Annotated in this window: 5 protein-coding genes and 3 tRNA genes; 5 read left to right on the top strand and 3 right to left on the bottom strand. The window is 26.3% G+C overall.

All coding sequences use genetic code 11. The features are described from left to right. Window positions 1-4,852: 4,852 nt before the first annotated feature. Window positions 4,853-5,179, bottom strand: a complete 327-nt coding sequence (locus FVIR_RS01370; RefSeq protein WP_067497994.1) for a TusE/DsrC/DsvC family sulfur relay protein — start codon at window positions 5,177-5,179, stop codon at window positions 4,853-4,855. A gap of 822 nt (window positions 5,180-6,001) precedes the next feature. On the opposite strand from FVIR_RS01370, the gene FVIR_RS01365 reads away from it, so the two are divergent. Together FVIR_RS01365 and FVIR_RS01360 are read left to right on the top strand one after the other, a co-directional pair. Beyond that, window positions 6,002-6,086, top strand: a tRNA-Ser gene (locus FVIR_RS01365). Between the two features lie 885 nt (window positions 6,087-6,971). Then, a tRNA-Lys gene (locus FVIR_RS01360) sits at window positions 6,972-7,044 on the top strand. A gap of 427 nt (window positions 7,045-7,471) precedes the next feature. Here FVIR_RS01360 and FVIR_RS01355 read toward each other — a convergent pair. Continuing rightward, a tRNA-Phe gene (locus FVIR_RS01355) sits at window positions 7,472-7,544 on the bottom strand. Between the two features lie 2,360 nt (window positions 7,545-9,904). Here FVIR_RS01355 and FVIR_RS01350 point away from each other — a divergent pair. Both FVIR_RS01350 and groL read left to right on the top strand, forming a co-directional pair. After that, window positions 9,905-10,198 carry a co-chaperone GroES gene (locus FVIR_RS01350; protein ID WP_067497991.1) on the top strand — a complete coding sequence of 98 codons (294 nt, stop codon included), beginning with the start codon at window positions 9,905-9,907 and terminating at the stop codon, window positions 10,196-10,198. 45 nt (window positions 10,199-10,243) lie between these two features. After that, window positions 10,244-11,884 carry a chaperonin GroEL gene (gene groL, locus FVIR_RS01345; protein WP_067497988.1) on the top strand — a complete coding sequence of 547 codons (1,641 nt, stop codon included), beginning with the start codon at window positions 10,244-10,246 and terminating at the stop codon, window positions 11,882-11,884. A 192-nt stretch (window positions 11,885-12,076) separates the two neighbouring features. Here groL and epmB read toward each other — a convergent pair whose 3' ends face one another. Then, window positions 12,077-13,090, bottom strand: a complete 1,014-nt coding sequence (epmB, locus tag FVIR_RS01340; protein WP_231908310.1) for an EF-P beta-lysylation protein EpmB — start codon at window positions 13,088-13,090, stop codon at window positions 12,077-12,079. A 44-nt stretch (window positions 13,091-13,134) separates the two neighbouring features. Between epmB and efp the strand changes: the two genes are divergently transcribed. After that, the gene (efp, locus tag FVIR_RS01335; protein ID WP_067497982.1) at window positions 13,135-13,701 is read left to right on the top strand and encodes an elongation factor P; all 567 of its coding nucleotides are present in this window, start codon (window positions 13,135-13,137) and stop codon (window positions 13,699-13,701) included. The last annotated feature ends 38 nt before the right edge of the window (window positions 13,702-13,739 follow it).

Genomic DNA, 13,739 nt, shown 5'->3' with positions numbered 1-13,739 from the left:
TTTCCATTTTATAATGGAAGAACAACATAAGTTTATAGAATATATGCTAAACTATATTAAGTAATGGATGTAGTAAAAAATGTATACTAGCGTAGCTTGTGATATCTAAAACTTTATCTAATCTTTATTACCGATACCATAGTTAGTGTTATAACTAGCATTCAAGTAATAGGTGTTATAAAGCTCTTATGAGTTTTGATATGCTTAAAATATTCTAGTGCACCTTTTAGGTCAACAGTGTCAAATAATAACTATAGCAATACTAACTAGCCATAGCAGATGTATTATTGGAAGATCTATAATAGCTAAATCATTACTCAATATTACAACTTCTAAAATTCATATTATCTATATAAATTTAGTATTCTAAAAGAAATTTATATCGAGCGGAATTGTAGTATGGTATCGTTAGTAATATTATAAAAAGCACGTCAATCACATATTTCCTGATATAAAGGTAGACTTTATCGGTGTTAGTTTAGATAAATTTTTTCTAAATACTTATTAATACTTATAAAGACTTCAAGTAATATATCTTATATCAATTCTATGTATTGAAAATAACAAAAGAATCTTCAGATAAAAATATCAATGAACTAACATATTAATTATTATCGTATGGTCTGGTCTTTATGTCAAGTAACGCTTATGCGAATTTTGTACATAGAGTTTAGTACATAAAATGTTGATATAAAAAATAAAATACAATAGATTTTACAATTGTAGTTCAATATTTTGAATTATTTTATTATCTATATCTTAATCAAGATATCAGTAGTGAAGAACTGTCTTAAGGATACTGTTTTATTTAAAAATCAGATCTAAGAAAGGGGGTTATAAAAAAGTCAATAATTAATTTTTTTCTGCAAGCTGTATAAAAATAATCATTAAATAATATATTTTACGGAATTATTCTGTTGTATCACTAGATAAAATTTATATTTATTCAAAACTCATATGTAAATAACTGCTTAAATTTAATGCTGAGTATATTCCTATATATAATTATAAAAATAAAATTTTATATCATTAAATAATTAATTTTTCTATTTTATAGTATATAAAATGAATATAGTTATCGTTTCAGTTTTGAATAAAGTCGAAATCTATATTTTTGTTCCATTAATTAACTTGAGATCAATAAATTAAAAAGCATTATTAATTAGTACATCCTATTAATAGAAATAAGTACAAAAAAGACAGAATTAAAACTAGTATAAATAATTTCTTATAATTGAGATTTTTAGAAAAAGAACACATTAATATATATATGTGAAAATATTAATATTTGTTATTTTTATTAAATGTTATATAGATTATATCTACAAACGATAGATGACATTAAAGTAATGTATTATAAAAATATATATAAGATATATTCACGTTCATCATATATAATTCTGAATTACTTCTTTTTTTACACTTCTATTGTAGCAAATGAACATCAGGAAAGATTAATTTATTTTAGTGATGATAGATACATATTGCATATAATCTAAGATCATTTTTCTCATGCAGATTTATGAATAATAACAGTGATTATATCAGGCTAGATAGTTATCAAACTAATAACAAATAAGTGGATATGAAACAATTACAATGGATATTAATAGTGATTTTTCATTGTCATAATCAATCTGTTTATTTTAATAGCTAATTTTTTTACATTCACTAGTATTATTGATACTGTATTTACGAGTTTTGATATTATCATAGTAACGGATAATAATTAAAACCTATAAAAATTAAATAGTATAAGCAATAGAAATAAATACTACTAGTACTTACAATTAAATAATTTAACTTTAAATTTATTTATCAGTTGTTTAGTATGTTTAGTATTTTTATTGAACCACGTAATAAATAGATACTAAAAATCAATAATTTTTATTTATATTCGTCTATCCTTCCTAGTAATCTAAACTGGAATAAACGTATAACTATTATATTGCGAACAACCGAATAGTTACAATATTAATGGAGATTAATTAATTATTTTATGCCAATTTTATATGCTATGCATATTGTTTATTATCAATAACTAATAAATGAAATTGTATACGATTAGTATCATCGATAATTATTGCATGCTTTGTTATTTTTTATATTAATTAGTATGCAGAATATATAATATTTAATACATAATTATTATGATAAAATTTCTTATAATAAGAAATTAATAGTTATATTATACTATATTAGTTAACCTAAGTATAGGTCATCGATAATTCCGAAATTTTTCAATAACTATTAAAGTAGGTTATCTCTTAGCGCAGTTAGTATATAATATAAATAAATATCAATATTTAAAATATACTATTAAATAGAGTATACAGTTACTAAATTTAAAAAGAGAACGATATTAATTTTTAAAATAATATTCATTATGATGCTATATCAGAATCCTGTTTTATATTTATACTAATATCAATGTTAAAAATTCTGATAAATTATCTCACCTAATATTTTATGTATTACTGCTTATTATATTAAGATATAATACTAGCAATTTATTTAATCATGACTTTTGTATAATATATTTATTGTTTCAAGGATGGAAATTTCTGAATCTAATTACTGGCTTAATAATTTTTTTTAAATTATGGAAATATTATGATGAAGATAGGGATGATTTCGTTTAAGTTTTAAATAAATTGTTTATGATGAATAGCGATGTGTATAAATATCAATAAAGATAATAACTATCAAAAATTTAATATAATGAAATTGATTATGTCTTATGGTATATAAGATCTTTTAATACTAATTAAATATTTATTTTTTTCTAAAAAATTGTATTAATATGAAAAAATTTTAAACACATATCAAATATTTAAAAAATAATTTATAATATTTATTAGTATAGTTTTAAGTCTGATAGATTTATCTTTAAAACTTTTCAAGATATAATAATTTCGCGATTTCTTTGCTTTTAATTTAAAATTCCGACATTAAGTGATATTAGCTTAAACGCTAATTCATTTTTATATCATTTTTCATTTGTACTTAGAGTTACTGAACTAATCATATCTATAGTTAGAAATCAAGCTAATTTAATTAAAAAAGACCATTTTGTTAATATTAATATCAGTGATTTTGATAGAAATATCTTCTATATCTTCTAGCAATTAACTTCTATTTTTCTTACTGAGATGATCAGTATTATAATATGCAGCAGATAGAATAATCTACTGTCCGTTAGAATTAATATTAGTTTAATAGCAGTATTATAGCTATTTTATATAGTACTAGACTAGTATCATTATCATATAACAACAGATATTCATACCCGAGAATGTTACAAGGTAAAAATAAATAATGCCATCTATATCTACTTATAATTATAATATTTATTTATGATAAACAGCAGTATTTTCGCTGAACTATGCTAATTATCGTAGTAATAGTAAATTATTTTTATATTATTTGGAATTGGAGTTTATTAGTATATGTCTACTCTTATGTAAAACATTAGTGAATAATTAACTAAAAATTTATAACTGCTAATAATATCGACAGTATTATCTTTAAAATTATCAATATTCAAGATTAGCTTTGGCTAAAATGATACAAAAGTTGTAGTTTCATTATTTATTATTTATCAAGCAATATTTATTATATTCAAATGATAAAATTTATCGCAAAAATTAATAATAAAAATTATTAATAACTATAAAATGGATAATGGATTTTATACCTGTTTGAGAAGTATTTCTGGCTATCTGAATCATTCCATTAAATAGCCAGATATAGAAGGTATTTATCTGCTTTAAGACAAAGATATTGCTAATAAGATATAATTAAGTAATAGTATTATAAAATATAAGTTTTTAAACTTTCTATGTCAGTAGCAGATAGATATAGCAGAATGTTTAAATTGTGAATGTACAAAGTTGCTAATAATTATTGCTATCTCGCAATATGTAGTAAGCAGATTAGACTTTTGTTTATTGAATTTTAACTAAGTAAAATAAATTGATTAACGAAGGATACTATAAACGTAACTAATATATTATTAATTTTATTAAAAATTAGTTAAATTAATTCTATTCTCTTCATTTAAAGGGTATATTAGTAATTTTATATAGAAATTATAAAATAATCTATCAACAGTGCTAGTCAATCTATAATACCTGAAAATAATAAATGGTAGTGATTAAAATAACATAATCATATTAAACTGTTATATATTCAGTAGAAATTCTATACTAGAATCTATTTCTTAATATGCTAGATGATATTATTTTTTGTTAATTATTATTTCATGCAGTATCTAATAAGATGATAGTTAGTATATTACTAACTAATCGTTTTAAGGCTATTAAAAGAATTCTTAGTAGATCTAGTAGATGTATCTTTTTTAGCAAAACTTAATATCTAAGTTATATATATTTACCTACAAAATATTTGTATACTTGGTTAAACTTGACTCATAGCTAATTTTTATCGCTAGTCTAAAAGACTTTTGTATTTTCATAAAAAATTAGTTATTAAAATAACTATAAACTAATCTTTTTATAAAAATGTTAAAAGTAATCTATGCTGTTTGTCGAGTGAAACAATTCGTCTTCTTTTATACTTAAATAATAAGCAAATCTTTCCATTTAGGTTAAAATAAAATCGTCACATACATTTTTACAAACTTAAGAGTTGATATGTATATCAGCTTAGATCAACGGATAAGCATAGGATTTTTTGTTTTTTATGTCTCATTAAATATGAGTTAAAACTTTAGATATGAGATATTTATATTTAAATTTAAAATTTTGATGACTATCAAAATCTATAGATCCTAGTATGTTTTCAACTTCATATAAATAGTCGTAGCATTTTATTTTAAAAAGCTTATTTTCTATAGACATTTGACTGGTTTAGGTAAACCAGCAATTTTAGTTGCATATTTAGCAGGACCGCCAGGAAATAAACGAAAAAGATAACGACTGTTACCTTTTTTTTCCCCATAAACTTGTGCCATAGCTTTCACCAATAGTCGCATTGATGGTGATGTATTATATCGTAAATAAAATGTGCGTACAAAATAGATTACTTGCCAGTGGGCTTCACTAAGAGTGATACCTTCTTGACGGGCAATTTCTTCTGCTAAGGCTTCTGACCAGTCCTGTGGATAGATCAAATACCCTTGCGTATCTGTATTAATTTCTGTATAATTAAATTTCATAGATTCTCTCCTTATTAATTAGTTTAGTTATCAAATAAAAAAGAGAATAACAAATCTATTGCATAGAAAATATTAGATTTTTCTTTAAAATTCGAAGTAATAAAAAATGCAATTAAGTTAAAAACAATAATCTTATGTTTGTAAGAACAAAAAAACAAAGAAAATAAAGATATATAGCAAAATATTGCAACAATTTTAACTAGTAATCATAAAAGATAATTATTTCTATTTTAAATAGAAATAATATATGCTTGCAAGCAGTAAAACAATCATATTATATCCTAGTATTAGTATATCGATGCTATACGAAGCTGGATACCATTAGCTTACTTAGTAAGTAATCTCAACATATAACCTACAAAAACTGATCAGATTAAAATAATAAATATTAGCTAGATCATTAATAATAAAATGATTAGGAATAAAAATTATGAAAAATTGATTAGTTTAAAATTTAAATGGATTCTGGTAGTTAAAATAAAGTATTCAAAATAGCTTTCAGTGTAAAAATACTAGTATAAGCGATAATAAAAAACAGATACTAATTATATGCTGTAATGTGTACTTGTTCTTATATGAAAATATTTTAATTAAACAATTCATTACTACATTTTCTCATATATAAGCTATAATGATAAACTATAAAAATGATTTATGTAGTATTAAATAATATTCCTATTTCTACTATAAGTGTTCTATATTAACGTACCTATTAGTACCCTTTCTAAAAGAAGCAGTGAAGAAACTAATAACTATTTTAGTTGATTATAAAAAATTTTCTTTACAACCAGATTAAACCTATTCATACTCTAATCTAGGTGTGGAGGAGTGGCCGAGTGGTTGAAGGCACCGGTCTTGAAAACCGGCGACGTGAAAGCGTTCTAGAGTTCGAATCTCTACTCCTCCGTCAATCTTATTTTTGCTTTATTTAATAATAGTTTTACATATTTCAGAATTTATTTAACTTATTTAATTAATAAAGTAATTAAAAAGCATTTAATATTGTCACTGCCATTTTAGTAGTGTAAATTTTTCAGCTTAAGAAAAGTAGGTTACTATAATTGATGATCACCTAGAATCAATCTTTGGGTAAGATTTCATTTATTGGTAGAATAATGTTGCAAAATGAGTATTTCTGTAAATTTCAGTTGTATATCATCGTTAATCTTATTAAGAATAACCATATTATTAATATAATATACCTTTGTTCTTACATAATTCTATCATAGTATAAATGATTAATCTATAATTGATTATGATTATAAGATTGTAAAAGATCACATATTGATACGACTCAATATATTGATATTCTATATAATAATGGCGGAAAATAAAAATTTTGCAATTTTTCAATTTTTATTTATAAAAAGGGAATTATATGATTTAATCATTTCTTAGTTTATTAATATTCGAGAAATTTATATAATTAAATAAGCTAATAAGTATTTAAAATTAAAGTCTGATATTATCTGATATAATCAGAGCAGTCAAATCTAAATAATAGATTTAATAAATAAAAATTATAAAAACTATAAAATATTATTAAACAATAAGTTCCATTTATCAACTAGAAATAGTTTTAAATTTTTCTTTAAAAAAATCTAATTCTATAGTATCATGAAGGATCTAGATTATTTTAGATACGATATATTTTAAAATATCCAAGTGATACTAAGGTAATGCTATATTATAGCAATCGTTTAACTTTAATCATTGAAGCGTGATTACTTTTTTCTTCAACTAATATAAAATGTTTGAAGCTATTCTCGCTAAGAGAATAATGGGCTGCATTGGGTCGTTAGCTCAGCTGGTAGAGCAGTTGACTCTTAATCAATTGGTCGTAGGTTCGAATCCTACACGACCCACTAATACTTTTCAGTAATCTAAATTCTTTTCATCTAGCTTTAAAAGTATCTATATTGTATTGAATTCTATTAATATTAGATTAATAGATAAGAAGTTAAACAGTCACTACTATTAGTAGTAGTGACTACTATAACTATCTTCAATAAATTTTATCTTAATTTCAAGTAAAAATTATTCAAGTTATGAGAGCTGTTAGCTTCATACTAAAATTAAACAGCGTTTAAATTTTTAGTGAGGTAGAATAGTATCAACTGAGCTTTATGTATAAACTTATAGTTAGATTAGATTATGCGTTGTGCTTATAGCATTTTGCTTCTTATATGCATGTGTATGAAAAAGGTGTAACTTATTATTCATATAATAAGGAGTTATACTTTAATCTTAAGCATTTGCTTTCAATTAGATATAATTACTTGAAATGAATTATGCCCGAACTTGGAATTGAACCAAGGACACGGGGATCTTCAGTCCCCTGCTCTACCGACTGAGCTATCCGGGCAGTGAATTGTACTATACCATATATATATTCGTATTTAGAATATACTATACATGACTTTATATTTTCAACTAGTTTATTTTAGAAATATTCGAAAATAATGTTAATTGATAATTTTTTAGTCAGAATTCATATAAATATGTATTTCTATATATTATTAAACTTATGGTAATATAACACTAAAATAGAATTATAACGTAAATTTTATTTTTAGCTAGTAATATAGACAACTTCGTTAACGAAAATGTGAATTAATCGACTATTGTTAATAACATTTGTAAAAAATTACTTTTAAGTAAATAAGCTTAAATTACTAAATTACATATATTTTTGTTAAAGTAATATGAGTAGTAGTAATAAATAATAGCAATAAAATACTATTCAGCCATGATAAATAATCGGAATATCCACTTATAATAGGCAAGATAAAGCGTTTAGGTTGTATATTTTTAATAAATAATTCCAATTCGTCCTATTTTTGTAGGAGCTTCTATACTAGAAATAGAGTATAGCAGAGTACTTTTATTCTGAAAAAACAATACAAAGTATATAAAAATTTTATCAATTAACAATTATCAGATTATCGTATTGATTTAAGCATTATCTGCATTGTGAAAAACCTTCCAGGTTATCCTATATGCTATATATACTGTGGATAGTATAGAAGTATAGATAGATTATCTATTTGAATATTGTTTAATATTCTATGTATACCTTATATACTTATATATAAATACTGATAAGTATTATATTTACTTTGCGTTTTACTTCACGTTACTATTAGAACACATAAAATATATAACAATATATTATTGAGATAGTATTTTATTTTTGTTCTAGTAACGTTAAATTTTATTTAAAAACATTATTTAGATATGTAATAATTAGTAGACTACTACAAATTATAATCATTAAGAATAATCTTTTTAATACATTTTGTTTAAACTGTCTTAAACATTATTATTAATTTATTAATAAAATAAAATATTTGAAAAAAAGATTGATTAATAACTAAATCTGTATTAATAATAAATAATATTTAACTTCAATGAACTAGTTTCTATTTTTAATGTTGATTATGATATATAAAATATAATTACTAATTATTTTAAAGTATACTTAATTTTCATTCTATGATATGGAATACAATTTAGCAAATATTTAAAAAAGATATTAACATTAAAAAGGATATTAGCTAATATTAGATAAATTATTTTTCAATTAATTTATGTTTATGAAGAGAATACTAGCAAATTATTTCAGATTACAGCTTGTTTAAAAGATAAGTGTTTTAATATCTTAAAAACTAAGATATTATCTTAAATAATATGATAAACATAATCTAAAATTAGTAATCAGAAATAATATCAATCAAATTTTTTAATAATATTTATTTAAATTGTTAACATGAAAGATTTTCTTTTACTAATATGTATTATATTTACATTTATAAGATAATATCAAGTCAGGTACTGATAACAATTTTTTAAAATCTGCCTCAAGAGGAAATTCTTCGGTGCGTAGCAAATTTTTTATTTCTTAATTAAATCATAAATACATATAATTCTCTATGCAGAGAACAGAGCATAAATACCAATATCATCATAAAAATCATAAGATTATGATCTTTTGATTAAAAGCAACTGTTTTTAATAAAAATCTAGATATATCTTTATTTTAGATATGATTTTTTTTATTTAAATTATTTTTATTAATGAAATAGATTAATATGTTCTGTCATTTTAATAACATATATGTTGAATATATAGATAATATATTCAACATATATGTTGACAAGTTGATAAATACTATTAGCAATAATAGTATCCTTGTTAGGAAATCATTGATATCAAAATAAAGCAGATTTATATCTAATCTAATTAACAAATACTAGCGATATTCCCGAATAGAAAGAAAAAATAATAAGAACGAGATAATTAAAACTTTTTTATTTCTAAAATAGAGTTGATTATATTATTACATATCATTATATATTATATTATTACATATCATTATATATAATTATATTAAATGCTTCTAGCATAAATCCTATAAAATCCCATAAGATCAGGGATAGAAGCTTCGAATAGTAATATAATTATAACAACTTAAGTAAGAAGCCGTAGCAAGAACAATGAAAAAGCAATACAATATAAATATAATAAGAAATATGTAAATTCGTAAACTAATATATTTTAATATATTCCTTATGGTTAAAATCTGATCGATTAAATAAAAAAAAAAAAAATCCCCTTGAAGCTTTCTTTAATGACCCCATCTTAACCAGTACGAAGCTAGGCGTAACATTATGCTAGGCATTCATTTCAAAAAACTGATACTGACTTTCTCAAGGGGAGCTATCAATGAAAATTCGTCCATTACATGATCGCGTTATCGTCAAACGTAAAGAAGTCGAAGCTAAATCTGCGGGTGGTATTATGTTAACCGGTTCTGCAGCGGGTAAATCCACTCGAGGTGAAGTATTGGCTGTAGGCCATGGCCGTGTTTTAGAAAACGGCGAAGTAAAAGCTCTGGACGTGAAGGTAGGCGACATCGTGATTTTCAATGATGGATATGGCGTGAAGGTTGAAAAAATTGACAACGATGAAGTGTTGATCATGTCTGAAAGTGACATTCTGGCTATCGTTGAGAAGTAACTTACGCGTAATCATCTGAACTGAAAGAATTTAAGGGAAATAGAAATGGCAGCTAAAGACGTAAAATTCGGTAACGACGCTCGCGTAAAAATGCTACGCGGCGTAAATGTTTTAGCCGACGCGGTAAAAGTAACCTTAGGTCCTAAGGGTCGTAATGTGGTTTTGGATAAATCTTTTGGCGCACCAGTCATAACAAAAGACGGCGTTTCAGTTGCGCGTGAAATCGAACTGGAAGATAAGTTTGAGAATATGGGTGCTCAAATGGTTAAAGAAGTCGCATCTAAAGCCAATGATGCTGCAGGAGATGGTACTACGACTGCTACTGTGCTAGCTCAATCTATCGTTAATGAAGGCCTAAAAGCTGTTGCAGCTGGTATGAATCCAATGGATCTGAAGCGTGGAATTGATAAAGCCGTTGTTGCCGCTGTAGAAGAACTGAAAAAACTGTCTGTGCCTTGCTCTGATTCTAAAGCTATCGCTCAGGTAGGTACCATTTCCGCTAATTCTGATGAAACTGTTGGTACCTTGATTGCTGAAGCTATGGCTAAAGTAGGTAAAGAAGGTGTTATTACAGTAGAAGAAGGTTCTGGCTTGCAAGATGAACTAGACGTAGTAGAGGGAATGCAATTTGATCGTGGTTATCTCTCTCCATATTTTGTTAATAAGCCAGAGACTGGCTCTGTTGAACTGGAAAGTCCGTTTATTCTACTTGCTGATAAAAAAATATCTAATATTCGAGAAATGTTACCAGTTTTAGAAGCTGTAGCTAAAGCAAGCAAACCGCTTTTAATTATCGCTGAGGATGTTGAAGGCGAAGTACTGGCGACACTAGTAGTGAATAGCATGCGCGGTATTGTTAAAGTTGCTGCTGTAAAAGCACCTGGATTCGGTGATCGTCGTAAAGCTATGCTGCAGGATATTGCTATTTTAACTGCTGGTACCGTTATCTCTGAAGAGATTGGTCTTGAGTTAGAAAAAACTACATTAGAAGATATGGGTCAAGCCAAACGTATTGTTATCACTAAAGATACTACTACCATCATTGATGGTGTTGGCGATAAAGCATTGATCAATAGTCGAGTTGCTCAGATTAATCAGCAACGAGATGAAGCCACCTCAGATTACGATCGTGAAAAACTGCAAGAACGTGTAGCTAAGTTAGCGGGGGGCGTTGCAGTTATTAAAGTGGGTGCCGCTACTGAAATCGAAATGAAAGAGAAAAAAACACGCCTTGAAGATGCTTTGCATGCGACTCGTGCTGCGGTAGAAGAAGGTGTAGTTGCCGGTGGTGGTGTAGCGATGATTCGTGTAGCTAATAGAATCGCTGGGCTGCGTGGTGATAATGAAGATCAGAATGTTGGTATTAAAGTTGCGCGTCGCGCAATGGAAGCACCACTTCGTCAAATCGTTGCTAATGCTGGCGAAGAACCTTCCGTTATCGCTAATAAGCTGAGATCTTGCGAAGGTGATACAGGTTATAATGCAGTTACTGAAGAGTACGGCAATATGATTGATATGGGTATTCTAGATCCGACGAAAGTAACCCGTTCTGCATTACAGTATGCAGCTTCTATTGCTGGATTAATGATCACCACTGAATGTATGGTGACCGAACTACCAAAAGAAGATAAACCTGATGTTGGTAATGCAGGTGGTGGTATGGGTGGTATGGGTAATATGATGTAATTACCTTAGTAGTTAATAAAACCCCCGTTAATCGGGGGTTTTATTTATTTTATAAAAATTTTTATAAAATAACTATAAATTATTTAGTAATTGTGTAATAAAAAATACAAATTAGTTTTTAAAAATTATATCAGATTAAAAATATACTAAGCGAAATAGCCTGTATTTTTAGAAAATGTATAATCAATTGTTTTAGTGTTGCTTCAACTGTAGATCTATTAACGTTTTACTTTGCTCACCGTTGATTTCTCGAACTAATCGAGGTACTAGATAACCTGAAACTTTTCCTAGTAGTTGCTTTATAATTTCCTTCGCTTTTTTATCTTCAACCATAAAATGTGCTGTTCCTTGAACTTTATCTAACATATGCAAATAATAGGGAAGGATACCAGCTGCAAATAAAGTTTCACTCAATTTCGCTAGTGTATCAGCGTTATCATTAATACCACGAAGTAAGACGCTTTGGTTAAGCAAAGTTAATCGTGCATTACGTAAACGTGTTATACTCTCACATAAAGTAGTATCTATTTCACGTGCATGATTGATATGCATTACTAAGACTATTTTAAGTCGACTGTTAGCTAATCGGTTACATAAATATGTAGTAATACGGGATGGAATCACAACTGGTAATCGACTGTGAATACGCAATATATTTATATGTGGAATCTCTTCTAACAGATTTAAAATTTTGTCTAATTCATGATCTTTAGCCATTAATGGATCACCACCAGAAAGGATAATTTCATTTAATTCAGGGTGATGACGAATGTAATCTACAGCGCGAAGCAAGTTTATTTTATTTCCTTGATTTTTTTGATAAGGAAAATAGCGTCGAAAACAATAGCGACAATTGACTGCACAGCTACTTTTTATCAACATTAATGCGCGGTTTTTATATTTATGCAACAATCCAGGCACTAAATTATTTTGTTCATCTAACGGGTCAGTTTTGTAGCCTGGTATTAGATTAAATTCTTCACGTGCTGTAATCACTTGGCAAAGCAGTGGATCTTCCGGGTCTCCTGGAATCATACGCGATACAAAAGTTCGGGGAACTCGAAAAGGAAATAGGCGTCGCGCTTCTACACTTTCTCGTAATCTAGAATGTCCATCTAGTTTTAAAAACTGAAGAAGTTGCATTGGATCTGTAATTACATTTGCAAGTTGATGCAACCAATCTTCTTTAACTGGTATATTTCGCATTATAATATTCATAGTTTAGCTTAAAAAATAAATTGAGGACTATTATGACATCTTATAATACCAATGAATTTCGTACTGGTCTTAAAATTATATTTGATGGTGAGCCATGTATAATCATTGATAATGAATTTGTAAAACCTGGAAAAGGTCAAGCGTTTAATCGAGTTCGTTTTCGTAAACTATTTTCAGGAAAAATTTTGGAAAAAACTTTTAAATCTAGTGATTCATTAGAAGTTGCTGATGTAATAGATATAAAACTAACTTATCTATACAACGATGGTGAATTTTGGTATTTTATGAATAATGAAAATTTTGAACAGTTAACTGTTGATACTAAAATAATAGGTGAAAATGCTAAATGGCTGGTAGAACAGGCAGAATGTGTTCTGACTTTATGGAATAGTCAACCAATTTTAATTATACCACCTAAATTCGTAGAGCTAAAAATTATAAAAATTGATTCATTTATGAAAAATGACAGTATTAATACTAGTGGAAAACTGGCTATGTTAACTACCGGTGCAATAGTAAAAGTACCAATTTTTTTGCAAGTTGGTGAAGTTATCAAGGTAGATACCCGTTCCGGTGAGTATATTTCTCGTATTAAATAATATTTAAACGAAAGTAAAATATATAATTCTAAAAATAG

It is taken from the genome of Candidatus Gullanella endobia (assembly GCF_900048035.1).
In the GTDB taxonomy this organism is placed as follows: domain Bacteria; phylum Pseudomonadota; class Gammaproteobacteria; order Enterobacterales; family Enterobacteriaceae; genus Gullanella; species Gullanella endobia.
The sequence above is the reverse complement of the archived record's forward strand: the minus strand, read 5'-3'. Positions and strand labels throughout refer to the sequence as shown.

Bases quoted from the DNA above. Each gene is read 5' to 3' on its own strand.
- efp (WP_067497982.1), top strand. From the start codon at position 13,135: ATGACATCTTATAATACCAATGAATTTCGTACTGGTCTTAAAATTATA.
- FVIR_RS01370 (WP_067497994.1), bottom strand. From the start codon at position 5,179: ATGAAATTTAATTATACAGAAATTAATACAGATACGCAAGGGTATTTG.
- epmB (WP_231908310.1), bottom strand. From the start codon at position 13,090: ATGCGAAATATACCAGTTAAAGAAGATTGGTTGCATCAACTTGCAAAT.
- FVIR_RS01350 (WP_067497991.1), top strand. From the start codon at position 9,905: ATGAAAATTCGTCCATTACATGATCGCGTTATCGTCAAACGTAAAGAA.
- groL (WP_067497988.1), top strand. From the start codon at position 10,244: ATGGCAGCTAAAGACGTAAAATTCGGTAACGACGCTCGCGTAAAAATG.